Here is a 25,060-nt window from a genome sequence, read left to right as displayed (position 1 = left end):
CCTGGCGCGCTTACGTCCTTGAGCAATGGCCTGATGACCCTTGCGTGCTTTACGAAACCGAGGGATAAGAAACCCCCGGCACCGCTATCAGGTCGGGATTCAGCGACCCAACATGACGGCCTGCATACGTGTCTGCGCTTCTTGAACCACCTTGGCCTTGGCATTCAGGTCCTGCAGCAGCGTGTTCAATTCAGCCTGCACCTTGGGGTCCGTCACTTGAATCACCGAGCCATTGATCTGGATCTGCGCCTTGTGAGCGTCGACGTAGTCCGCCACTTTGAGGCCCGATTCGAAGGTGCCGTTGACTTGCGGCATGACGGTCAGGAGCGTGTTGGCCGGGACGGTCACGGTGCGATCATAGGCGCTGTCATACACCGTTTTCAGATCGTCCGGCTGCTTGAGCTGGGCATGGGCTGTGTCTGCTTTCGCCAGCGCTTGCTTGAGCTGCACGACCAGGTCGTTCAAGCCGGTTTGCACCGTCTTGAGATCATCGCGGCGCTCAATCACGTCGCTCAATGAATGGAACGCGCCTTTCTGCACGAAGCCGTTCAGGGGTTTGATGCTGGCGTCCATACCACTGTTGAAGTCAGTGATCACGGCGTAGTGCTGGGTGTAATCGCCGAAAGACTTCGATTCTTCCGGTGTCAGTTTGGGAACGTGGACGCCCGGCTTGTCGATGATCCGGGTTTGCAGGAACTGCTTGAACGCGGCGCGCTGGTCAGGCTCGCTGCTGCCGCAGGCGGTCAGTAGCAGCGGCAGTGCGAGGGCGAGTAACCAGTGGCGGCTGAATGAGACGGTCATTGTCGGGGAATCTCCAGGAAGTGAAAAAAAGCCGTTGGCAGAGAAATCTTGCTTCGGGGCGGTACAGCGTTCGGGTTCAGTCGGCAGCTTGTCGAAACCAATGAACCGTCTGTAAGCGTGATGCTAGATAGCTTGTGCAAAAATAAATTCCCTTTGGATCCTATTATTTTGTAATTTTGCGAAATGTTACGCAGTCGGCGCAGTGGGTCCGAATGAGCACTTGAACCCTGCACGCCGATCATTCTCAAATCCGCGCACACAACCTCCGGGCTCAAGGAAGACAACATTCATGAACGCCACCACGTTTATCGCAGCCCCAGGCTCCCCAAGCCTGCAGACAGGAACTCACCCATGATCGTCGGTATTGACCTCGGTACCACCAACAGCCTGGTCGCGGTCTGGAAAGACGATGCCAGCGTGCTGGTGCCGAACGCGCTGGGCGAGCTGCTCACCCCCTCCGTGGTCGGGCTGGACGATGAGGGCCGGATTCTGGTCGGGCAAGCCGCCCGCGAACGCCTGCACACCCACCCTTCCCTGACCACTGCGTTGTTCAAACGGCACATGGGCAGCGCCCACCAGACGGCCCTCGGCAACCACGTATTCCGTCCTGAAGAGCTTTCTGCGCTGGTGCTCAGAAGCCTCAAGGAAGACGTCGAACGCGCCTATGGCGAGACGGTCGTTGAGGCGGTCATCAGCGTGCCCGCTTATTTCAGCGATGCCCAACGCAAAGCCACCCGCATCGCGGGAGAACTGGCCGGCCTCAAGGTCGACAAGCTGATCAACGAGCCCACTGCCGCCGCGCTGGCGTTCGGCTTGCCGCAGCACGGCAAGGAATGTTCGTTTCTGGTGTTCGACCTGGGGGGCGGGACGTTTGACGTGTCGATCCTCGAGCTGTTCGAGGGCGTGATGGAGGTCCGCGCCAGTGCGGGGGACAACTTCCTCGGTGGCGAGGATTTTGACCGGCTGCTGGCCGAGGCTTTCGTTCGCTCTCAAGCCGACCAGCCAGGCTTCCCTGCCCCCGAATCAATCGCTCACGCGCTGCACCGCGAAGCTCAACGCCTGCGCATCGCCCTGGGCCAGGTGCGCAGCGACGAGTTCGTGCTGCGCGTGGACGGCCAGCAGTGGCAGCAAACCTTCACCCAAGCGGACATGGCCGCGCTGTATGCGCCGTTGCTCGAACGGCTGCGCAACCCGGTCGAACGGGCCATGCGCGATGCCAAGCTGCAGATCGGCGATCTCGACGAAATCCTTATGGTGGGCGGCACCACGCGTATGCCGCTGGTGCGCAAACTGGCGGCTGGCCTGTTCGGGCGCTTCCCTTCCATTCAGCTTAACCCCGACGAAGCCGTGGCCCACGGAGCAGCGATTCAGGCAGCCTTGAAGTCCCGGGACGCGGCGCTGGAGGAAGTGGTGCTGACCGACGTCTGCTCCTACACCCTGGGCATCGAGGTCTCACAACAGCACGGCCAGCACCGTGAGAATGGGCACTATCTGCCGATCATCGAGCGCAACACCACCGTACCGGTCAGCCGGGTGAAGACCGTTTGCTCCGCCGAGGAAGGCCAGGCCGCTGTGAAGGTGTGTATCTTCCAGGGTGAAAGCCGCCTGGTGCGCGATAACATTCCGTTGGGTGAACTGGAGATTCCCCTTCCGCCGCACAACAAGGGCAACGTCGATCTCGACGTCCGCTTCACCTACGACAACAACGGCATTCTCGAGTGTCAGGTCACTATTCCCAAAACCGGCGAGCAGTTCGCGCTGGTCATCGAAAACAACCCCGGCGTGCTCAGTCCCAAGGAAATTGCCGAGCGTCTGCAAGCACTCGCCGTGCTCAAGGTCCATCCCCGCGACCAGCAGGTCAACACGCTGCTGATGGCGAGGCTGGAGCATTTGTATCAGGAGAGCCTGGGAGAACGCCGCGAACTGATCGGTGACTGGGCAAGCCAGTTTCAGCGCGCCCTCGACAGTCAGGACGAGCGCATCATCCGGCAAACGCGCACAGAGCTGAACGAGCGCCTTGGCCAGCTGGAACGCGGCGGCTGGCACTGACCCATGGACGCGACTGTCGATTGCTGGAAGATTCTCGACCTCCCTGCCCGCTCCGATGAGCGCAGTGTTAAACGCCAATACGCCAAGCTGCTGAAGGTTACCCGTCCGGACGAAAACCCGGTCGCGTTCCAGCAACTGCGAGAAGCCTACGAGCGCGCGTTGCAACTGGCACGCGAGGGCGACGATGGCGTTGGCGGTGACGCTTCGCTTGTACAGGCTTCGGCAGCGCCTCTGGTGCAAAGACCTGCGCCGGTCACCCGGCCAGTGGTGCGTTCCGCTCAGGAGCAGGCCGCCGAGCTGCTCGAAACGTTTGACGACACTGCCGTGGATCAATGCTGGAATGAAGCGATCGCGCGGGGCATTGAATCAACCGTCGAGACCCTGCTGTTCATGCGTTGCGCGCACACGCCGGACGCGTACCCGAACCTGTTGCGATGGGGCCTGGAAACCCGCCAGTGGCTGACACCCTGGCAACAGGTTCGTCCCCGGGAAGCCGATCAGCAGCGGCTCGGCCATCTGCTCTCCCTGGGGCTGTACCGCAGGCTGGAGCAATGCATGGCCGACGGTGAGGAAACGCGTTTTATCGAGTGCCTTAAGCACCACAGCAAACAAGGGTGGCTGGGCGATCTCGCCCGTCGCCAGACGCTGCACGTGCAGGTGCTCGATCTTTTTCTCGAACATAAAAACTGGTCCCCCGCTTTGTTTCAGAGGATCCGCCAGCTTTTCGCCTGGGACACTGAGTCAGCGGTTGTTCCCATCGTCGATGAGCAATGGCACACCCTGCTCCGGCGCTGCGAAGAGAAGAAATGGGTGGACGAATTGCGTGCACGGGTGCGCGAGGGTGAGCAGCATCCCAACCCGCGCGCCAATGCCGCTGCGCTGTTCCTGACGGGTTCGTCTGCGGAACGCCTTCAGGCACGCGTCGCGACATTCACCGAGGCTGACTGGCAGGCTTGCGAGGAGTTGTCGGAGGCGTTCACGACACGGTTTCCCGACTGGGCACGGATGTTCCCTGACCACAATCCGTGGTTCTGGAAAGCACTGGTGGGGCACGAAAGTCCCCAGCACGTGATGAAGCGGGCCTGCGCTGGCATGACGGTCACCCTCGCCTTGGGCATGAATGGCCTGCACCCCGCCGAACTCCCGGTCATGGTGATCATGTCGCCGATCCTGGTCCTGCTTGGGGTGCTGGCCGCTTACATGGGCAAATGGCTGTTAGACCTCTGGGTCGCGTTCACGAAATCCTTCTACGACATCGATCAAAGCGTCAGCGCCTGGTGCGCACGCCACCAACTGACGCGGGATCGGCGTTTTCTGGTGATCCGCAACAGCGTACCGATGCTGACCGTTGGTTTCATTCTGTGGAAATGGCTCGGACTGCTGGGCGTGGTGACCTATGTGATCACTCTGCTGATCGGCAAACTGCCAGCCGGACGCGCGGTGCCAATCAATCGCCAATACCGCTGGCGACGGCCATTGCAGGCGATTTACCGGATCGCCGGGCTCAGCCCGCTGCAGTGGCTGTTCGGTATCGCCATGGTGGTTGTGATCGCATATGTGCAACAGAACATGCCCGGCACGCTGCTGACCCAAGGCTCCTGAGCTCCAGGCGCGACGCGGGACGTTGCGCGGAGAAGCTGGGCTGGAAGGCCTCGGCGGAGAAGCCTTAGGGCCTTCGGACACCGCAGTGCCGCGCTAGAGCCGAATATCCTCCGGCCGCTGGATCAGTGCCTCGATGCGGGTGCCGGTGATCTGTTCTTCATTGGAAAACCCGTCATACCGCGCCAGCTCACCGAAGCTGATGCCGGTGAGCGCCTCAATCTGAGTGACGCTGCGTCGATACGTCCTCAGTGCGCCAAACACCAGCTCCAGCTTGCCCAGCTCGCGGGTCTGGTCGATAACGTACGCGCTGGCCGAAGGCTTGCCGTCATCGCCAAGGAATGCGACGACTTTCCAGAAGGCTCGGGGTATCTGCACGCCCCGGTACAGCGGGTCGTCACTGCGCAGGACCGGTCCGGTAAACACCGTGGCGCGCTCTTTCCAGCGGCGGGTGTTTTCAAGAATGAAGTCTTCGAGTTCCAGCCAGGTTTTCTGGTTGAAGGCGGACATCTGCGGCGAACAGTTGGTGAAGTGGAACGTGTCCTGATTGGCGGTTTGCGCCTCGGCGCCCCAGTTGGGGTCCTGCCGGCGAACCAGATGGCCGCGATCCAGCAGGTTATCGCGGTACAGATCGTCGCCGATCTGCGCCTCGACCGGCAGGCGACCGTCGTAGGCCCAGTTGTCCTGACTCCGCACAATTTCGACGCTGCTGCCACCCTCGATGTTCACGCCCACATACAGCGCGATGCGCCGACTCCGGGACATGCTGATGGAGAAGTGGGTGTAATCCAGACGATTGCCCGGATTGCCCACGGGATACACATCGTCGGGTGTTGAAATCGTCGGCCACGGCACGACGAATTCCCCCAGAAACTCACCGCTGTAACCCGATCGACCTTCCAGTGCTGACACTGGCGTGACCCGCCCTTGCGGGGTTGATCGCAGCGCGGTGGCATGGGATGACGTGTCGGCTGTGATGGGCTGAAGATCAGCAAGACGGGGGCGATGGGCGAGATCCACCTGAGCGTTATTTGTCGGCATCCTGCTACCTCTTGATTGATGGAGGCCCGTCGGGCGGGCCCGGGTGATACAACGAACACGATCATGTGCCGCCAAGTGTGAATATCGCATGACCTGAAGGGGGTATCGGCTAACTGTGGGTTCACAGCACGTATTGATGTTGACCGAGAGGCCCCCTTCCCGGCTGAAGCCGGTCCTACAAAGCCATCGTATGCGTGCAGTGGGATTCGCGGTGACCTCGACCGTAGGACCGGCTTCAGCCGGGAAGTCCTTGATCTGATTTAAACGCGCTTTTGATCTTGATCTTCATACGCAAAAAGCCCAGACACCGCAGAACGCGACTTGGGTGCAGGCTGAACGCAGGTTTCGCGCAGTGGGCCGAGCCGCATGGATGCGGCGAGAGCGCCGTCAGGACATGGATGTCCGTTCGGCGCGGGCCCACGGAGCGAGACCGGAGTGAAGGAACCCGACGAAGTCGGGCCCAACCAAGAGCACAAGCCCTTGGTTACTTGGGGCTTTATCAAGTAACTCGCCGAAGGCGAAACAGTCTGCCCCCAGGCAGACGCTCTTGATCTTCCATCAGCCGCACTACTGCTGGCAGTGGACAGCGAGCGTGAGTCGCCCCGACCCAATACTTGTTATGATCCGCCCCCGCGCGCACGAATGGTCGAGAGCCCCTGCCTGCCGTTCACACCTGCGCCAAACGTTCAGATCGCAAAACCGGTTAACGCCCCAAAGGAACCCGAATGCAACACGCTACGTTGAACCGTTTCTACGCTGGGGTGCTCGCGCTGTTGCTGTGCGTCACCCTGCCAGCTTTCGCACAGGCAGCGACGGCGCCGCAAGCCGCGCCAAAGGCCGCCAGCCAGGCGGATGCAACGCCGGAAGTCGAGGCCCCAAGCCTGGATGACTTGAGCGAGCAGCTTGACCAGATCCGACAAAAAGTCACCGTGAGTGCCAATGATGATTTGCTGTCAAGCCTGCGCCAGGCCGCGTTGCAGGTGCAGAAGCAAGCCGATGATCTGATCGCGAAACAGGCGGTCGACATCGAACACCTGAACGATCAACTGAACATCCTTGGCCCGGTGCAACCGGATGAAGCGCCCACCCTGACCAGCCAGCGCAAGGCGTTGACCGCCCAGAAAAACGCGCTTGTCAGCGACGAGCGGCAGACCAACACCTTGAGTCAGTCGGCACGGGATCTCGCCACGCAGATCTTCAGCCTGCGCCGCAGCCTTTTCGATTCGCAAATCAGCACCCGCACGGCAAGCCCCCTCAGTTCGGCATTCTGGTCGACCCTGATTCGCCCGACCGATGACGACCTCAGGCGCATGAACGGCCTGCTGGACGACGTCCGCAGCGTGTTCACCAGCGCGCTGGCGCCCGGCAACCGCATGCTGTTTGCCAGCGTTGTGATCGGCGCGCTGCTGATCTGGGTGGTGGTGCGCCGCTTGCTGGAGAGCCTGCTGATTCGCCTGATGGTCCGTTGGTTGCCCGAGGGCCGTCTGCGCCGCAGCGCCCTGGCACTGGCCGTCGGGCTGTCGACGGTGCTCACCATCACCGCCGCCACCTCCCTGCTGCGCTGGGGCATCGTCAGCAATGCGGTGCTCAGCAACGACGTGGTCAATCTGCTCGACCAGGTGCAAACGCTGATCACCTTCTGCGCCTTCATCGTCGGCCTGGGCCGCGCGCTGTTGATGCTGCCGCACCCGTCGTGGCGCCTGCCGAAGATTCCTGACGAAATCGCCACGGCCATGGGCCGTTTCCCGGCCGTCCTGGCCCTGGCGCTCATGATTATCGGCACCCAGGAACGGATCAACAGTGTGATCGCCAGCAGCCTGGCGCTGACCGTGGCGGTCAACGGCCTGACGGCGCTGGCCGTTTCGCTGGTGTTTTTCTTCGGCCTGGTGCGCTACCGCCGCACCCGTCGCCGCCATGAGCTGGAGCGTCCGGGCGGCCTCGCCGGGTTGATTCCCTTCGTTGTCGCGGTCTGGGTCGGTTTGAGTTTGCTGGCATTGTTGAGCGGTTACCTGACCCTGGCCTACTTCCTCGCAGTCAAGCTGCTCTGGATGAGCGTGGTGGCGGCGACCGCCTACCTGCTGGTGGCGTTCTTCGGCGACGTCTGCGAGACCCTGTTGTCGCCCAAGCAACCAGGCGGCATGGCCCTGGGTTCGGCACTCGGCCTGTCCCCGCGCCATCAGGCCCAGGCGAGCACCATTCTCGCGGGCGTGGGCCGCAGTTTGCTGTTGTTGGTCGCCGTGCTGCTGGCCTTCCTCCCCTCCGGTTCAAGCCCGGGCGAGTTGCTCGAAAGCTTCACCCGGATGGAAATCACCAACAAATCCCTGGGTAACCTGAATATCGTCCCGGGGGACATTCTGCTGGCACTGGGTTGCCTGGTGATCGGCCTGCTGGGCGTGCGCGTCCTCAAGGAATGGTTCGGCGAACGCCTGCTGCCGGAAACCAACATGGACGCCGGCATGCAGGCGTCCCTGGTAACCCTGATCGGCTACATCGGTTTTGTGCTGGTGATTGCGGTGGTGATGTCGACGCTGCACATCAGCCTGACGAACCTGACCTGGGTAGTGAGCGCCCTGTCGGTGGGGATCGGTTTTGGTTTGCAGGCCATCGTGCAGAACTTCATCTCCGGCCTGATCCTGCTGACCGAGCGACCGGTCAAGGTGGGAGACTGGGTGAGCCTGGCGGGGGTCGAAGGCGATATTCGCCGGATCAACGTGCGTGCCACCGAAATCCAGATGTCCGACCGCTCCACGGTGATCGTGCCGAACTCACAGTTCATTACCCAGAACGTGCGCAACGTGACCATGGGCAATGCGCTGGGCGTTGTCGGGATTTCCCTGACGCTGCCGCTGGAAACGGATGTCTTGCAGATCCGCGAACTGCTGTTGCAGGCGTTTACCGAGCATGAAGCCGTGCTCGATACGCCAGCGCCGTCGGTCACCTTTAAAGACCTGACCAACACGGGCCTGATCATCAGCGCCAGTGGTTACGTGAACAGCCCGCGCTCGGTGGGGAATGCCCGAAGCGACCTGCTGTTTACCGTGCTGGGGCGCCTGCGGGAAATGGGCATCGCGCTGTCTGCACCGCAGAGCATGGTGTTGATCAATGACGGGCTGAGCAAAGAGCCGCCGCCGGCCGTGGCTGATTGATCACCCCGTCGAATTGAGGCGCGCGGCGCGACAGTCGACTGCTTCATGACTGACACGCCGCGAGTCGCGGACGGGCCTCGCCCCCACCGGGATCAGCTCACCTCTTTGTTCGGATCTTCAGCATGGGCCCAACGATAATCCAGACGCGGCACGAAACACGCCAGGGTCAGTCCGTAAAAGGCACCGAAGATTGAAGCGATCAGGAAGTCGTGGGGAAATTCCGCTCCTCTCGGCGATTTTCACCGGAACACGCCGGCTTTAGTGCCGGCGCCGCCGGAGCGGGCGGCCAGCGAAATACTGATCAAATTCGCCTCTCAGCATGCCGCTGGCCGCCTGTTCAGACCGAACCTGCCAAACGGGTCGCGAAGTCTCGATAGGAATGAAGCTCCCGGCCCAGGATTTGCGTCAGGCGTGCCACGTCGCCGGTCTCGGGAATCATACCGTCGCTGACAAAACGCTGGGCCATGAGGCGCATTTCATAGGCCATCCACTTGGGCATGAAGTTCGCGACATTCTGCTCGAACCCCGACGGCTCATCTCCCCCGTAAACCACCGGGCGTCCGAGGACTTGCGTCCAGATCGTGGCAACGCCCTCTCCCGTTAGCGTATCCGGGCCGACCAGATTGATGATTTCGATGGGCAGCTCATCCGATGCCTGATCGCGGCGGATCAACTCGATGGCTGCCACTTCGGCGATATCGCGGGCATCGACCATGGCGAGGCCTTTACTGCCAATCGGCATCGGATACACGCCGTGATCGAAGATGGCTTCCTTGACCATTTCGTCGTTGTCGATGAAATAGGTCGGACGCAGGATCGTGGCATTGAAGCCCATCTGTTCAATCATCCGCTCTGCGCCTGATTTCACCGCGAAGTGCGGCACGTCGACGAAGCGGTCAGCGTGGATGACCGAGAGGTACACCACGCGGTTGACGCCGGCCTCTCTGGCGATATTGAGCGCGATCAGCGCCTGGGTGAACTCGTCGGGCGCCACTGCGTTAAGCAGGAAGAGCGTGGAGACGCCGACGAACGCACGACGAAGGGATTCGATATCGAGCATCTCGCCCTGAACGACGTCCACCTGCGAGGAGAAATGACTGTTCGAAGGATCACGGACAAGAACACGAACGTGCGCGTCGCGCTTAAGGAGCTGCTCAACGACTTTGCTGCCGACGCGGCCGGTAGCGCCTGTTACGAGAATGGTCATGATGGTTCACCGATGTGGGTTTGACTGGAGACACCACTATCGATGGATCAGGAGTGAGCCGCTAGACGCCGAAATTAGACAAGGCGTTCCATCTGTGGAACAGTCGCTCCCAGTTCTGGCCCTGGCGCTCTGCGACCGGGGTTGTCGCTCATTTCTAAGCTGTGCCTTCGTCATTCAGGTGAACCATGGATTTGCTTGCCCTCGCTGATTTCAATCTCGTCGCCCGGCATGGCGGGTTCGGCCGCGCTGCACGTGCCGCCGAGCGGCCTAAAGCGACGTTGTCACGTCGGGTCGCGGAGCTGGAACGCAGCCTGGATTTGCGCCTGTTCGAGCGCGGCGGGCGCACGCTGAAGCTCACCGAGGAAGGCCGCGCGCTGTTTGAACGCACGGGGGCGTTGCTGACCGAACTTGACGAGACAGCGGCGGCGATTGCATCGGGCGGGGCGCGACCACGGGGTAAATTGCGCATCAGCGCCCCGCTGTTATTTGCCCAGACCGCCATGGGCAAGCTGGCGGCGGGCTTTGTCCTTGAGCACCCGGAAGTACGCCTCGAGGTGACCACCGAAGACCGCGCCGTCGACATGATCGAGGAAGGTTATGACCTGGTGATCCGGGTCAATCCGGACGTCGACGAAAGCCTGATCGGCCGTATTTTCATGCACGACCGGCTGGTGGTCGTTGCGAGCCCTCACCTTGACCGCCCTGCCCCCGACGTCCCGGTAGCGGCGGTGACGAGAGGGCCCAGCGACCGCACGCTCGTTTGGGATATAGCTTCTCCCACCGGCCGAACCTGCATGACCATCGACCCGGTACTCAGTCTGTCTTCGCTGGTCATGGTGCGCGACGCCGTCCTGGCGGGAGTGGGCGTCGGTCGCTTGCCGGTGTCACTGGTGGGCCAGGACCTGCGCGACGGAACGCTGGTGCACTGGGGCGACATCGACGCGCCGGAAGTCGCACTGTGGGCCCTGTATCCGTCGCGACGGTTGTTGAGCGCGCGGGTGTCGGCGTTCCTCGATTATTTGCGACGCGCGTTTCCGAACGGCGCGCCCGAGGAACTGGCGGCTTTCATGGCGCGGTGAGAGGACGCGTCGTTCGTTGTCGCCGGCGAAGATGCAGCCTTACTGCGTCGTGGCATCTGAAGAGGATTACCCTGTTCTATCATCCATAACTCTAGATACATCTTCTTCCTTGATCGAACATAGACCGACTTCCACCTAGCGCAGGAGCGCACTATGCAATATCCAATCGCCATTGAATGGGGCGACGATACGACGGCTGTCGGCATGCAGATTCCGGACATTCCCGGAGCGGTGACTGCTGGCGACACATTTGAAGAGGCTTACAACGCTGCGGTCGAAATTGCCCACATCTGCCTCGAAGAATTGGTTGCCGACGGTCACGCCGTGCCCATGCCATCGTCGGCTCGGGCGCATCACGATCATGACGACTACGCAAACATGGGCTGGGGTATGGTCGAGATCGACATTACCCCTTATCTGGGCAAGACCGAGAAGGTCAATGTCACCTTGCCGGGGTTTGTCATACAGCGCATCGACCGTTATGTTCGCGACCACAATGTCAAAAGCCGATCTTCGTTCCTGGCGGATGCGGCGCTGGAAAAACTCGGGCGGGTTTGAGTAGCAATTAACCGCAGCAACACGCTTGTCCCGCGATCGGCTGCGCAGCAGCCGTAAAACCAGCCGACCGAGGGCTTTCAGACAAACCGCATTCGCCGGATTTGCTGCCGCTACGCGCCAGATCGCGGGACAAGCCACGCTCCCACAGGGTATTGCGACGTACACAAAATTCCAGTGGGACCGGCTTCAGCCGGGAAGAGGCCAGTGCGTACGGCATCAATCTCACGGTGTAGCAACCGACGCCTTCCCGGTTAACGCCGGTCCCACAATGGGAGCCCGCCTTCAGCCCGCAACATTCTGGACCTGCGCCTTCGTCAACACGCGGGCCAGTTTCTTCGCCAGTTCTTCTTCCTTGTACGGCTTCTGCACGATCAGCTTCGGGTCGACGTCGAGGATGTCGATGTCGGCGAATCCGGTGATGAACATGATCGGCAGCTGCGGGTGGTCACGGCGGACGATTTCTGCCAGTTCGCCCCCAGTCATGTTGGGCATGGCGAAGTCCGTCAGCAGCAGTTCGATGCCGGGGCCAAGCTTCTTCAGGGCTTCCTCGCCGCTGTCCGCTTCGACCACCGAATACCCCAGCGAGACCAGCATCATCGCCGTCACCGAGCGCACGTTCGGATCGTCGTCGACCAGCAGAATCGTGCGGTGCTTGTCGTCGGCGTCGGCGCGGCCGGGCATGTCAGAGGCGCTGACCACCGGGACTGCCGTGCGTGCAACACTGGGCAGGTACACCCGCAGTGTCGTCCCTGCGTTTTCGGCGGTGTCGATGCTCACGCCGCCGCCGGACTGCTTGGCGAAGCCGAACACCTGTGCCAGGCCCAACCCCGAACCCTTGCCCACCGCCTTGGTGGTGAAGAACGGTTCGAAAGCCTTGGCCAGCACTTCTGCGCTCATGCCGCAGCCGGAGTCGCTGACCGACAACACCACATACGCGCCGGGCTCCGGATCTTCGGGACGCTGCGGCAAGCGATACACCATCTCGTTCCAGGTGCTCAGGCGCAATTGCCCGCCCTGGGGCATGGCGTCCCGCGCGTTGATCGCCAGGTTGAGGATGATCATTTCGGTCTGCGTCGGGTCCACCAACGCACTCCACAGGTCCTCGGCCAATTCGGTTTCCACCCAGACGCTGCCGCCCAACGCACGACCCAGCAGCTCGCGCATGCTGGCAATCGTGTCATTGAGGTTCAGTGCGACGGGCTCCAGGCGCTGACGACGGGAGAATGACAACAACTGGCTGGTCAGCTTGGCGCCCCGCTCGCCCGCTTCACGGATGTTCTGCAAGCGCTGCGGCGACTTGGTAAACACACCTTTTTCCAGATCCCGTGTCAGGAAATTCGCGCTGGTCAGGATCACCGTCAGCAGGTTGTTGAAGTCATGGGCCACCCCGGCCGTCAACTGACCGACCACCTCCAGCCGCTGCATCTGCTGCAGGGCGGCCTCGACGCGCTCACGTTCCTTGATCTGATCACGCAGACGCTTGTTGGTCGCGGCCAACTCGTCCACCACTGCGCGCTCGCCGGTGATGTCTCGGACGGCGGCGTACATCAGGCCGTCGTCCGGCACGATGGTCCACGACAGCCAGCGAAAGCCACCGTCAGCGTGGCGCATGCGATTGACGAAACGCGTCGTCACGTGACCGTCGGCCACGCTGGCGGTCTCGCGCAATGTGGCGGCGAGGTCATCCGGATGAATCAGTTCGCTCAAACGCTGCTGGCCGACTTCGTCGCGGCCCCAGCCCAACGTCGCTTCCCAGGCCGGGTTGAGGGCAATCGGCGTCATGTCGAAGTGCAGGACCCCCAGCAACTCACGGGACAGCTCCCAGGTGCGGTCGCGCTCGCGGGTTCGCTGAACCACGCGTTCGCCGAGAATATCGTTGAGCTGATGCAGCGCCTGAGTGGCGTGCTTGCGCTCGGTGATGTCCTGCATGACGCCGGTGAAGCGCACGCATTGGCCCTCTTCGAACAAAGAGCGACCGTTGGAAAACACCCAGCGCTCCTCGCCGTCGTCGGTGACCAGTCGGTGCTCGATCTGGAAGGAGGTGTCCACCGTCAGCGCGGCCATGACCTTGCTGTGCAAGTGATCGCGGTCGTCCGGATGGCAGAGCAGAAACATGAGGGCCAGGCTGACGGAGGTGTCGGCGCCAACGCCGTAAAGCGTTTTACAGCGCTCGTCCCACAGCAGCGTGTCGGTGCGCGGATCATACGTCCACATACCCATGTCCGCCGCTTCAATCGCCAGGTGCGCGCGCACTTCCGCCACTTGAAGGGTCTTCTCGGCATACAGCCGCTTTTCCCGCTCCTGCACTTCGGACACGGCGCGCATCACCGCCTTGGGCAGCATCTTCATGTTCTGCTTGAGGACGTAATCGACGGCGCCCATGCGCATCATCTCGACGGCATGCTGCTCGCCGAAGATCCCTGAGAGAAAAATAAAAGGCGTCTGCGGCGCCAGGCGCAGTGCGCTGTTGAGCACATCGGCTCCCGACGAGCCCGGCAACAGGAAATCGCTGAGGATGAGGTCGAAACGGGCGGCCATCAGCTCGCGTTCAACGTCCTGATGGTTGTAGACCAACGTGGCGTCGATCTTCAGCCCAGTGTTTTCGAGGGTGAGCAGAATCAGCTCGGCATCGAGCGAACTGTCTTCGACCAAAAGCAATTTAAGCTGCGATAGCGGCATCGATATACGTCATTGTTCCAATAAGGGCTTGCGCGAAATGCGTTCACGCAGGCCAGCATGCGCCGGATTCAGGGCCTGCGGTCAAGAGCCTGGGCGGCGGGCGAGTCGCAGGGAACCCGGTGGCGGCTCATTCAGGACTGCCCAGAACACGCCAAGATCCGAAATCGCCGAGACAAATTCCTTGAATTCGACCGGCTTGACCACGTAAGCGTTCACACCTAACGAGTACGCACGATCCAAATCGGGTTCCTCGCGCGAGGACGTCAGCATGACCACCGGAATGCTGCGCAGCTCCTCGGTCTCACGGATGGCTTTGAGCACTTCAAGGCCATCGACTTTCGGCAGTTTCAGGTCCAGCAACAGCACCGCCGGGTTTCCTGCCACACGATCCTGATGCTGGTTGCGGCGCAGCAGGTAATCAAGCGCTTCGGCACCGTCACGCAGCACAATCACTTCGTTGGCCAACTGGCTACGTTCAAGAGCGACAAGGGTCAGCTCGAGATCGTTTGGATTGTCTTCCACCAGAAGAATGGGTTTAAGCATTGGGCGTCTCCTTCGACACTCAAAGGGTTACAGTCGAACCGCGCTTTGGCAGCGCAAAGTAAAAGGTAGCGCCATGGCCCAGCTGGCTGTGCGCCCATACGGTGCCGTCATGGCGCTCGATGATTCGTCGGACACTGGCCAGGCCAATCCCGGTGCCTTCGAACTCTTCCATACGATGCAGGCGCTGGAACACGCCAAACAGCTTGTCGGCGTACGCCATGTCAAAGCCGACACCGTTATCGCGGATGTACACGACGATCTTGCCGTCCTCCTCGTAACTGCCGACCTCGATCACCGCCGCGTCCTGGTTGCGGGTGTACTTGATCGCATTGGACAGCAGGTTACGCATCGCCAGGTGCAGAAACGCCGCGTCGGCGATGACCACCGGCAGCGGCTCGCTGATTTTCCACGCCAGCGCACGGCCTTCGTAATCGGGCAGCATCTCGCGCTGGATAGACTCCACCATGGCGTTCAAGTCAACGTCGGAAAGGCGCATTGCCGACCGGCCCATCTGCGAGAAGCTCAGCAAGTTATCGACCAGCGTACCCGCGAACCGCGCCGAGTCGGTGATGTTTTCCAGAAAGCGTACGCCCCGGTCGGACAATTTGCTGCCTTCAACGTCGCTCAACAGCTCGGCGTAGCCGGCGATGTGCCGCAACGGCGCGCGCAAGTCATGGGAAACACTGTAGGAAAACGCTTCAAGCTCCTTGTTGGACTTTTTGAGTTCATCGGCCAGGGCGGCCATTTCTTCTGCCTTGCGCAGCACGATGCCCAATACTGCCGTACGCAACTCTGTTACGGCTTCGCAGATCATGTCATCCCAAGGGCTGGAAAAGCCGCTGACGGTCTGTTGCCACAGGGCGAAGCTGTGGCGCGGACTCAGGGAGCCGGTCGGACCAATGTTTTTCTCGAGCTTGCCTGCCCAGTTCACCACTCGAGTCTGCTCGGGACGGAACCAGATGATGAAGTTGGAATGCAGCTCGGAGATCGTTGTCGCCAGTACGCCGCTGACCGAGGTTGCCAGCGCAGGGAGTTCGGGGATGTCGCGGCTGACGTTGTCCGAGCGAAAAACCTCATGGGGATGGCGCCCGCTCAACCAGTCGGAGAGCTTCAAAAGCTGCTCGCGGTCGGGCGTTTCTCCGTAGACATCGACGCTGTCGCCGGAAATCACCGCCGCGCCGGTCGCGCCCACAAAATCCAGCAACACCTGAGGCATGGAGCGCAGGCCGCCGGTCACGCTGTCGAGGTCGGCCATGGCCGCCAGCATCTGCACGATCTGCTGCCGCAGGCTGAGCCTGCGCTGGTTGTCGGCGTGGGCTTCCTTGCTCTCGATCTGCAGCGACAACACGCTGCCCAGCAGCTCACAGGCGGTACGGGTCTGGAAACTGACCCGCCGTGGCGTGGCATGGTGACAGGACACCAGGCCCCACAACTGCCCGCGAACCACAATGGAGATCGACATCGACGCCAGCGTCTGCATGTTGCGCATGTACTGCAAATGCACGGGCGACACAGCGCGCAAGGTGGCGAAGGTCAAGTCCAGCGGCGCGCCGGTCAGGGGATTGTTGCTCGGTATCAGCGCCGATGGCTGGTAGTTGGCATCTTCGATGACGCGAATACGGTTGGCCAGATACAGCTTCCGAGCCTGGGCCGGCACGTCGGACGCCGGAAAGCTCAGGCCGAGCATGCTTTCATAGCCGTCGTCGGTGACTTCGGCGCTCACCAGCCCGTTGCCGTCGGCGTCGAAATGGTAGGCCAGAATCCGGCCGAAACCGGTAATGCGCTTGACCTCGGCCGCCGCGCGCTGACACAGCGCATCGATGGTTTCCAGCTCGTTCATCTGGCTGATGAAGGCGCGCATCAGCGGGTACACGTTGCCGTAGGCCGTAGTCAGGTCCCCGGCCGGCTCGAACTCGGCGATCAACACCTGATCATGACGATGCACCATCATGGTCATCGGCTGACCGGCGCTGAGACCCTGCAGAAAGCGCACTTCACCCAGATGGAATGGGTTTTGCTCCTCATCGGGCAGCGCCTGCAAGCGCTGGAGCAGCAGCTCATGCTCGGCGAACACGCCGGACAGCGTTGCACCGATCAACGACTGCGGATCGAGCCCTAGCCAGTCAGTGACATTGGCACTGACCTGTATGACCGTCGAGGCTGCTTCATCGATGACCAGCAGAAAGCCCTGGGGCTGGATGCTTCCGGGGATCTGGATCGGCTCGCGCGCGCACTGTTCTATCGCGCTCTGGAGGACGTCGTCGGTGAGGGTCAAGGTTTGGCTCCTTCAACCTTCAACGTTTGAGCAAACGGCGTCGGCAATGTGTGCCAGAGGACGGCACGGATGGGAATGGCGCACACGGTAACAAAAACCAGCCGCCTCAAACACTTCAAAGTCACTGATTACCGAAAAAAACCATCCATTCACATCAAGCATCCAGTATCGCGCGCACCTTCGACAGAAACTCTACCAACTGGAACGGCTTGAGAATCATGTCCATGCGCTCACCGAGGAAGTCCTGACGGTTGAGCGCGTTTTCGGCATAACCGGTCATGAACAGCACCGGCAGGTCGGGACGCCAGCCTCGGCCACGTTGCGCGACCTCGCGGCCGTTCATTTCCGGCATGCCCACGTCGCTCAGCAACAGGTCGATGGTGGCGTCGTGCTCAAGGCACCACAGCGCCGTGCCGACGTCACCCACAGGGGTGCAGCGATAACCGGCATCGGTGAGCACTTCATTGACGAACATGCGCACCGAGGCCGTGTCTTCGACAATCAGCACGTGCTCCCCGGCCCCCTGTGCGGCCACAGAAGCGGGCTGCGGGGGGTCTACGCTCTGTTCGTCCGCCGCCGGCAGCAACAGCGTCACTTCGGTGCCGTGGCCGACGACGCTGCGAATCTGCACGTCGCCACCCGACTGCCGGGCGAAACCGTAGATCGTCGACAGGCCCAGGCCGGTGCCCTGGCCGATAGGCTTGGTGGTGAAAAACGGGTCGAACACCTTGTCGATCAGATGGTGCTCGATGCCGACGCCGTCATCGCGGACGGTCAGGGCAATGTACGCGCCATCCGCCATGCGCGAATGACCCTGAGAATAGGTCTCGAAGGTACTGATCCAGATGTTGCCGCCCGCCGGCATGGCGTCACGGGCGTTGATCACCAGATTGAGCAAGGCGCTTTCCAGCTGGCCCGCGTCGACCATCGCCACGGCGCTGCGCGAGGTCAGTTCCAGGGTCAGGCAGATGCCTTTGCCGATGGTGCGACCCAGCAGGTCCGCAAGGGAACGCACGTACTGATTGACGTCCGAAGCGCGGGTGTCGAGCGGCTGCTGGCGGGCGAACGCCAACAGACGGTGGGTCAGCGCCGAGGCGCTTTTTGCAGACGCCAATGCGGCATCGGCATAGACCATGACCTTTTCCGTGCGGCCGTCCTCGGTGCGCTTCTTGACCAGTTCAAGCCCGGTAACGATGCCCGTCAGCAGGTTGTTGAAGTCGTGGGCGATGCCGCCGGTGAGCTTGCCGATGGCGTCCATTTTCTGCGCTTGCAGCAGTTGCTCTTCGGCCCGCGCGCGCTCGGCAACTTCATGGGCCAACCGGGTGTTGACCGAGTCCAGTTGCCGCAGATGCGACTGCTCGCGACGGCGGTGCTCGGTGACGTCCTCGATGAACACCAGGCTCATGCCGCTGACCCGGTAAGGTGAGACCTGCCACTCGGTCTCGCGCAGTTCGCCCTTGACCCGCATGCTCAGGGTGCCCATCCAGCGCTCGCCCGCTGCCAGCGCCTCACGCAGCCCGTCCAGCGCCGAGCCCTGATCTTCACTGAAGCTGCGCAGCACCGAACTGTCGCCGGCGTCCTGACCGAGCAATTGGGCAAAAGCGTGATTGGCCTCGTGGACTTTCAGGCTGCCGTCCATGACGGCAATCGGCGCCGACACGTTGGCGAAAATCTCGCGAAAGCGTTCTTCGCTGTCGCGCAGGGCGTGCTCGGTATCACGCACCCGCAGCAGCGTGCGCAGGGTGGCGAGCAACACATCAGGATCGACCGGGTGCACCAGATAGGCGTCCGCGCCCGCTTCCAGGCCGGTGACAATGTCGCCGGTCTGGATCGACGCCGCGGAGACATGCACCACCGGCAACAGCGCCGTGCGGGGCGCAGCACGCAACTGGCGAACGATGTCGAAGCCGCTCATGTCCGGCAGGTTGACGTCCAGAATCAGCGCATCGGGGATCCGCTCGGCGATCAGCGCAAGGCCTTCGGTTCCGGTGCCGGCTTCGGACACCACAAAACCCTGACGCTCCATGCGCCGACGCAGCGCGTAACGGGTCGCGGTGTTGTCATCGACGATCAGCAGCCGGGTTTCAGGCTTCATCGGCAGGCCCCTGTCCCAGGGCCAGCGGAATCACCACATAAAACGTGGAGCCCACGCCGGGCTGGCTCTCCACGCCCACGTGGCCACCAAGCAATTCGGCGAAGCGTTTGCACAGGGACAGGCCCAACCCTGTCCCGCGCAGGCGTTTTTGCAGCGGCGAGTCGACCTGAACGAAGTCTTCGAACAGCGCGTCATGGAGTTCCTGGGGAATGCCAATGCCGGTGTCGGTCACGGCAAAGCGAATCGAGTCCTCGGACTCCAGCCGCGCCGAAACGCGCACTTCGCCGCGCTGGGTGAATTTCAGCGAGTTGGAAATGAAGTTGCGCAGAATCTGCCCGAGCTTCTGATCATCGGTGTAGAGCCTCGGCAGACCCGCAGGCTCTTCAAAAATCAGGTCCACGGCCGAGGTGTCGACGATGGGCCGGAACATCCCACGCAGCGCCGAGAACAGATCGAACATGTCGAACCACGCCGGCGATATGCTGATACGCCCGGCTTCGATCTTCGCCAGGTCGAGCAGGTCGTCGACCATGTCGCTCAATTCACGGGCAGCGTTACTGACGAACGCGACCTGCTTGTGCTGCTCCGGACTCAACGGCCCGTCCAGCTCATCGGACAGCAGGCTGGCGATGCTCAGGATCGAACCCAGTGGCGTGCGGAATTCATGGCTCATGTACGACAGAAAACGGCTCTTGAGGTCCGACGCCTCGCGTAGCTGGTCGGCCTGATCTTCAAGCTCGGCGTACAGGGCCAGCACGCCCTGATTGGTTTCATCAAGCTCTGAACGCAGCGACTCGGCTTCAGTGCGCAAGCGTTCCAGCTCGAGCCTAGTCTCGATGTCGATCACGGCGGAACCCTCAAGGGTCCCACGGGCGTTGTTGTCAGTCATCGAACCTCTCCAGAGCCATCACCAATACCGTCACATCGTCCCTGCCCCGGCTGTAATCGCGGTGCAATACCGCTGCAATGATCGCGGGGTGTCGGTACATCAGACCTGGATAATCGCGAAGATTCCAACGCGATTGCAGGCCGTCGCTGAACATGATCAACAACTGCCCGGTGCAGTCGGCGTAGTCCACCGGCGCAACCTTGCGGTATTGCAGGCCGACAATGCCGGGGTGCGAAGGAATGCCTCGGGTTTTGTCATCGCCAATCAACGTCGCCCCGATGTTGCCGATGCCCATGAAGCGCAGCTTGCCCGACGCGCCGTCGAACTGCGCCAGCGCAGCGGCGCCGCCACGGCTGCCGCGCATGTCGAAGTGCAAATCGTCGAGCAACACTCCGGGGTCGGCAAAGGGGTTGCGAATGAACGCCCGTGCGCCCGCCATGCCCGCTTCTTCGGCTTCCGGGCCGTGACCGAGGCCGTCGATCATCATGATCGACACCTGCTGCCCCTTGATAGCCACTTCCCAGACATCGCCGCAGGCCGGGTCATCGTGCAGCGAATGCTGAGTGATGCCCATGCGCAGGTCTTTGACGGAGGCTTTGCGCGGATAGAAGCGCGCCAGCAGCACGCTGCCGCGCGGGTCGCTGTGCACGTCGAACACCTGTGCCTGACGCAGCACCGAACCCAGGCCGATGCCTTGGGTACCACGGGTTGAGAAGCCATCGGCCATGCAGTTCTGCACATCGAAACCCTTGCCCCGGTCGATGGCAAGGATCTCGACGCCCGCCCCTGCACCCGAGACGTCGCCCGGCAGCGCGCGCACGTGCAGCTCACCACTCTGGGCGTGCTTGATGATATTGCTTGCCAGTTCGGTCACCACCAGCGCCACGCGGCCGCAATCGGTCTCGTCAAAACCTGCCTCTTCGGCGAGTCTCTGCGCCGTGCGCCGGGCATGACCCACCTGGCTGATGTCCTCCACCGACAACACCTGAGTCAGGTGGCTGTGCAGGTTCACGTCCATTTGCAGATCGTCACGCGAGTGCCCGCACCGGGTGCGGTGTCCAGCTCGAAATCGTCCACCAGCCGCTTGGCACCCGTCAGGCCCAGGCCGAGGCCGCCGCCGGAGGTCCAACCGTCGGTCATCGCCAGCTTGAGGTCGGGGATGCCGGGGCCTTCGTCGCGAAAGGTCAGGCGCAGGCCGACGCGCAGGCCGTCTTCGACGATCGCCCAGTCCATGTCACCGCCGCCGCCGTAGACCATGGTGTTGCGCGCCAGCTCGCTGACCGCTGTCACCAGCTTGGTCAGGTCGATCAGGCGCATGCCGCATTCCTGGGCCAGCTTGCGCGCGGTCTGCCGGGCCAACACAACATCCTGCTCGACGCGGATGGGTTGATTGCCGCTGCTGCGCACGGTCATTGGGAATAGGCTCGCTCGCGCAGCAGCTTCATGCCGCGCTCGACGTTCAGCGCGGTGCTGACGCCGGGCAGGGTCATGCCCAGCTCCACCAGCGTGATAGCCACGGCGGGCTGCATGCCGACCAGCACGGTCTCGGCGTCCATAATCCGCGACAGGCCGGAGATCATGCCGATCATCCGGCCAATGAAAGAATCGACCATGTCCAGGGCGGAAATGTCGATCAGGACGCCGCGTGCCGAGGTGCGGCTGATGCGCTCGGACAGGTCGTCCTGCAGCGTCAGCGCGAGTTGGTCATGCATGTCCACCTGGATGGTGACGAGCAGAAAGTCGCCCATCTGCAGAATCGGGATGCGCTCCATGGGCTCATACCGCCTTGGTGAGGGTGACGCCGAGACGGCGCAGGGCCAATGCGAGGGCGTCGGCCAGATTGGCTTTGGTCACGACGCCTTGCAGGTCCAGCCCCAGATGGACGATGGTCTGGGCAATCTGCGGACGCACGCCGCTGATGATGCAATCGGCGCCCATCAGGCGGATGGCCGTGACGGTCTTGAGCAAATGCTGAGCGACCAGGGTGTCGACGGTCGGCACGCCGGTGATGTCGATGATGGCAATTTCCGCGCCGGTGTCGACGATGCGCTGCAACAGCGATTCCATGACCACTTGGGTGCGTTGCGAATCCAGCGTGCCGATCATCGGCAGCGCCAGAACGCCGTCCCACAGTTTGACCACTGGCGTGGACAGCTCGAGCAGTTCTTCCTGCTGACGCTTGATCACCGCTTCACGGGACTTCTGATAAGTGCGGATGGTGTGCAGACCCAGACCATCGAGCAGCTCGGACATCTGCAGCACTTGCTCGGCGATCAGCAACGGCTGGTCGGCGAAGGCATTTTGCAGTTGGGTGAAGAGCGGGCCCTTAAGCGCGAAGATGAAACTGGCGGTCTGCTGGGAATCCTGACCGGCCAACGCGCGCTGGCTGGACAGTTTTTCCAGGAAGTGGCGAACATCATCCCACTCGGTGGTGGTGATGTTCGCAGAACCGCCCTTCTCCAGCGTCGACGTCAGCAAGCGCAGGAAGTCGGCGACTTGCTGGCGGATTTCCTCGGGCTTGAGATTGCGCGTTGCGCCGCTGGCTTCGAGATCGGCGTGCCACTGAACGGCCAGATGGGATTCGGAGCGCTTGAGGGCGTCCACGGTGATTTGTTGCAATGCTGCCATGAGGGTGGCTCCAGTGAGTGCACGTCGAGAATGAGAGTTGATCGACTTGAGCAGGCCTGTGAAATATGCGGGATGGTCTAAACAACAGCGAAAAACGTTGAGCGGCAGGTTGTTGCCAGGCGTGGACCAGCACACTGCCTGGCTCACCGGATTGCAGCCGCCACAACGGGCGTAAACCGCGCAGACGGGATACGCCTGTGGCGAGAGGGTGTCAAGGTAACATCAGGCCGTTTTCGCTGTTTCTTTATCGGCATGATCGTCCCGGACTTAAAACACCCTGTCGACAACCTGTACATAGATCGAAAACGCCCCCAGCAAAAACCAGAACCCCGTGAACAGCCACGGTGTGCGCATGGAAAACATCAGGGACTTGCGGTAGCCCTTCTCGCTAGATTCGTGCTCGCTGAAAAGGGGCGAATCGTCATACGCCAACCCCATGGCCGGCTGACTGCTGAGCAACTGAGACTGCTTGAAGTGCCAGTGATCAATGATTTCATACGCTGCGCGGATGCCCGGCCAGGCGTGCATGGAGCTGATCAGCCCGAGCAAGGTCAGAAAGGGCGGCACCACCAGCGTGAACATCTTGCCCCATTCCGGATTGAGGTTGGCCATCGACGACGCGAAGGCGATCACCAGAAAGGACTGAGCGGACAGATAGGCGTTGGTGCGGTTGGACAGGATGGTCGTTTCGTACTGGATTTCATTGCGGTAGAAATTCAGCCGGTCTTTCGGTGATCCGAACAGCATGGCGTCGGCCACTTGATCACTCGCCGCCGGCTCCTCGGCAGCCGGGTTGCTGCTGGTGATGATGATCGGTGTTTCGGTGTCACGGCTCACAAGGGTGCCTCCTGCAAATTAAATGGCGACGCAGGCATCACCTGCGACGCTACTCTGTTTCTGAATAAGTGAGCCGTCCCAAGGTGCCCGGAACTGGACGAACGGCGCGTGGGACGTCATGAACCCCTTCCCGGCTGAAGCCGGTCCTACTCACACCTGACGGCCTCACGCAGGACCGGCTTCAGCAAGTGGGACCAGCTTTCGCAAGTGGGACCGGCTTTAGCCGGGAAGCTTTTATTCATCGCACCCTCATTTCAAGAACCCGACGCCCGCGCCATGCAGCGCACCCGCCGCTCCTCCACCCGCTGAGCGAACCAGGCCGTGGTCAGCTTGCGCGTGATCTTCGGACTTTCCAGCACGATGCCCGGCAAAATCGCCCTCGGCAGCGGCTTGCCGGCGGCCTTGTCGGCCATGGCAAAAACCTGCGCGTACAGCTCGGTGTCTTCGAAGGCCAGTGTCTCGCCCTTCTCCAGCTGGCTGCGGATCGTTGTGTTGCGCATGTCCAGACGCGGATAAAGGCTGCGCACGGCCAGTTCGGTCTGCCCCAGCGCCGGGCCGAAACCATAGCTGATCAGGTCGCCATCCAGCGCCAGACGTTTGCCGGACACCCGCGCCAGAGCGCTCTGGAACGCCGCGTTGCGACTGGCGTACCAGCCGGCGTTGAAGTCGGCGAAGCGGTACAGCGGCTTGTCGTAGCTGACGGGATTACCCAGCAAGTGGGCAATGCCGAAGTACATGCCACCGCGACGGCTGAACACTTCATGGCGAATCGAACCCTCGACCGGATACGGATAATCCCGGGCCTGCCGCTCGGCAAATTCGATGCTGACCTGCATGGGCCCGGCGGTGTGCACAGGGTTGAAATTGCCGAACAGGGTACGACCCAGCGGCACCATGCCGATGAAGTCATCGAAGATCGCGCTCAGGTCTTTTTCCGTGCGGGCGGCGCTGAGGCGTTCGTTGAAGGTCTTGCCGGTTGAGGAGCGGATGTCCAGTGCGCTGCGCACCAGCAGATTGGGGATGTGCGCCTTGCTCGCGCGACGGTCGATTTCGTCCTGGGCGATCTTGCCCATACCAGGGACGGCCGGATCGACCTGGAAATTCGACTCCTGTTCGGTCACGGCTAGCACGGAACAGAGGTTTTCAACGCTGGGGTCGATTTTCTGCGCGTCGAAGGCGCGTTGGATGTCCTGGGCCCAGCCCTGGCGGTCGGCGACGTTGGCGGGCAATAACCGCACGATTTCACTGCGTACCACCGAAGGTTCTGGCGCGGGTTCCTCGCTGCGTTGCGAGCTGCAACCGGCGAGCAGTGTCAGCAGGATCAGGCTGACTAGGGTATGGAGGTGGCGGCTGATTCCATTCACGGGCATGACTTCTCGCTGGTTACTCAAACGGGGTGGCGGGCTATGGACAGCGGGGAGCGCTGCTGATTCAAACGGTGCCGGTTGTGGTTCCTGAAGTGGGACTTGCTCTGACCCCAATTGCAGGACCGGCTTTAGCCGGGAAGGCATCGGACGTCACGCCGCGAAAATGATGTCGTATACACCGGCCTCTTCCCGGCTGAAGCCGGTCCTACTGTCACACCGCGCTCCCTCAGTGGGGCCGGCTTTAGCCGGGAAGGCTTCGGACGTCAC

The 25,060-nt window shown here is 61.9% G+C and carries 19 protein-coding genes; 5 read left to right on the top strand and 14 right to left on the bottom strand.

Annotated features, from left to right (window positions below; translation table 11 throughout):
• Positions 1 to 99 precede the first annotated feature (99 nt).
• On the bottom strand, positions 100 to 801 hold the full coding sequence (locus L4G42_RS03665) for a DUF3053 domain-containing protein (protein ID WP_237252489.1): 702 nt from the start codon (positions 799 to 801) through the stop codon (positions 100 to 102).
• Positions 802 to 1,152: 351 nt separating this feature from the next.
• On the opposite strand from L4G42_RS03665, the gene L4G42_RS03660 reads away from it, so the two are divergent.
• Positions 1,153 to 2,850 (top strand): molecular chaperone HscC, encoded by a 1,698-nt coding sequence (locus tag L4G42_RS03660; RefSeq protein ID WP_237252487.1) that lies wholly within the window; start codon positions 1,153 to 1,155, stop codon positions 2,848 to 2,850.
• Positions 2,851 to 2,853: 3 nt separating this feature from the next.
• The gene (locus L4G42_RS03655; protein ID WP_237260565.1) at positions 2,854 to 4,452 is read left to right on the top strand and encodes a J domain-containing protein; all 1,599 of its coding nucleotides are present in this window, start codon (positions 2,854 to 2,856) and stop codon (positions 4,450 to 4,452) included.
• Positions 4,453 to 4,545: 93 nt separating this feature from the next.
• Here L4G42_RS03655 and L4G42_RS03650 read toward each other — a convergent pair whose 3' ends face one another.
• On the bottom strand, positions 4,546 to 5,490 hold the full coding sequence (locus L4G42_RS03650; RefSeq protein ID WP_237252483.1) for a DNA/RNA non-specific endonuclease: 945 nt from the start codon (positions 5,488 to 5,490) through the stop codon (positions 4,546 to 4,548).
• A 725-nt stretch (positions 5,491 to 6,215) separates the two neighbouring features.
• Here L4G42_RS03650 and L4G42_RS03645 point away from each other — a divergent pair.
• Positions 6,216 to 8,636 (top strand): DUF3772 domain-containing protein, encoded by a 2,421-nt coding sequence (locus L4G42_RS03645; RefSeq protein WP_237254821.1) that lies wholly within the window; start codon positions 6,216 to 6,218, stop codon positions 8,634 to 8,636.
• Positions 8,637 to 8,973: 337 nt separating this feature from the next.
• Here L4G42_RS03645 and L4G42_RS03640 read toward each other — a convergent pair whose 3' ends face one another.
• Positions 8,974 to 9,843, bottom strand: a complete 870-nt coding sequence (locus L4G42_RS03640) for an SDR family oxidoreductase (RefSeq protein WP_237254820.1) — start codon at positions 9,841 to 9,843, stop codon at positions 8,974 to 8,976.
• Positions 9,844 to 10,028: 185 nt separating this feature from the next.
• On the opposite strand from L4G42_RS03640, the gene L4G42_RS03635 reads away from it, so the two are divergent.
• Together L4G42_RS03635 and L4G42_RS03630 are read left to right on the top strand one after the other, a co-directional pair.
• The gene (locus L4G42_RS03635; protein ID WP_237254819.1) at positions 10,029 to 10,922 is read left to right on the top strand and encodes a LysR family transcriptional regulator; all 894 of its coding nucleotides are present in this window, start codon (positions 10,029 to 10,031) and stop codon (positions 10,920 to 10,922) included.
• A gap of 153 nt (positions 10,923 to 11,075) precedes the next feature.
• The gene (locus L4G42_RS03630; RefSeq protein ID WP_237254818.1) at positions 11,076 to 11,480 is read left to right on the top strand and encodes a type II toxin-antitoxin system HicB family antitoxin; all 405 of its coding nucleotides are present in this window, start codon (positions 11,076 to 11,078) and stop codon (positions 11,478 to 11,480) included.
• 282 nt (positions 11,481 to 11,762) lie between these two features.
• On the opposite strand, the gene L4G42_RS03625 is transcribed toward L4G42_RS03630, so the two are convergent.
• The 11 genes from L4G42_RS03625 to L4G42_RS03575 form a co-directional block, all read right to left on the bottom strand.
• Positions 11,763 to 14,159 (bottom strand): hybrid sensor histidine kinase/response regulator, encoded by a 2,397-nt coding sequence (locus L4G42_RS03625; protein WP_237260563.1) that lies wholly within the window; start codon positions 14,157 to 14,159, stop codon positions 11,763 to 11,765.
• A gap of 81 nt (positions 14,160 to 14,240) precedes the next feature.
• Positions 14,241 to 14,702, bottom strand: coding sequence for a response regulator (locus tag L4G42_RS03620; protein WP_237254816.1), 462 nt, complete (start codon positions 14,700 to 14,702; stop codon positions 14,241 to 14,243).
• A 19-nt stretch (positions 14,703 to 14,721) separates the two neighbouring features.
• On the bottom strand, positions 14,722 to 16,977 hold the full coding sequence (locus L4G42_RS03615; RefSeq protein ID WP_237254815.1) for an ATP-binding protein: 2,256 nt from the start codon (positions 16,975 to 16,977) through the stop codon (positions 14,722 to 14,724).
• Positions 16,978 to 17,131: 154 nt separating this feature from the next.
• Entirely contained in the window at positions 17,132 to 19,072 is a 1,941-nt protein-coding gene (locus tag L4G42_RS03610; protein ID WP_237260561.1) for a response regulator, read from the bottom strand.
• A complete protein-coding gene (locus L4G42_RS03605; protein ID WP_237254813.1) occupies positions 19,062 to 19,961 on the bottom strand; it encodes a sensor histidine kinase in 900 nt (299 codons plus the stop codon). Before L4G42_RS03605 ends, L4G42_RS03610 begins: the two co-directional genes overlap by 11 nt.
• Positions 19,954 to 20,979 carry an ATP-binding protein gene (locus L4G42_RS03600; RefSeq protein ID WP_237254812.1) on the bottom strand — a complete coding sequence of 342 codons (1,026 nt, stop codon included), beginning with the start codon at positions 20,977 to 20,979 and terminating at the stop codon, positions 19,954 to 19,956. Before L4G42_RS03600 ends, L4G42_RS03605 begins: the two co-directional genes overlap by 8 nt.
• On the bottom strand, positions 20,970 to 21,374 hold the full coding sequence (locus tag L4G42_RS03595) for an anti-sigma regulatory factor (RefSeq protein WP_237254811.1): 405 nt from the start codon (positions 21,372 to 21,374) through the stop codon (positions 20,970 to 20,972). Before L4G42_RS03595 ends, L4G42_RS03600 begins: the two co-directional genes overlap by 10 nt.
• A complete protein-coding gene (locus L4G42_RS03590) occupies positions 21,371 to 21,733 on the bottom strand; it encodes an STAS domain-containing protein (RefSeq protein WP_037010489.1) in 363 nt (120 codons plus the stop codon). Before L4G42_RS03590 ends, L4G42_RS03595 begins: the two co-directional genes overlap by 4 nt.
• A 4-nt stretch (positions 21,734 to 21,737) precedes the next feature.
• Positions 21,738 to 22,589 carry an STAS domain-containing protein gene (locus tag L4G42_RS03585; protein WP_237254810.1) on the bottom strand — a complete coding sequence of 284 codons (852 nt, stop codon included), beginning with the start codon at positions 22,587 to 22,589 and terminating at the stop codon, positions 21,738 to 21,740.
• 267 nt (positions 22,590 to 22,856) lie between these two features.
• A complete protein-coding gene (locus L4G42_RS03580; RefSeq protein ID WP_237254822.1) occupies positions 22,857 to 23,336 on the bottom strand; it encodes a hypothetical protein in 480 nt (159 codons plus the stop codon).
• 344 nt (positions 23,337 to 23,680) lie between these two features.
• On the bottom strand, positions 23,681 to 24,796 hold the full coding sequence (locus L4G42_RS03575) for a DUF1615 domain-containing protein (RefSeq protein WP_237259572.1): 1,116 nt from the start codon (positions 24,794 to 24,796) through the stop codon (positions 23,681 to 23,683).
• Between the last annotated feature and the right edge of the window lie 264 nt (positions 24,797 to 25,060).

This window comes from Pseudomonas petrae (assembly GCF_021728295.1).
GTDB lineage: Bacteria > Pseudomonadota > Gammaproteobacteria > Pseudomonadales > Pseudomonadaceae > Aquipseudomonas > Aquipseudomonas petrae.
The sequence above is the reverse complement of the archived record's forward strand: the minus strand, read 5'-3'. Positions and strand labels throughout refer to the sequence as shown.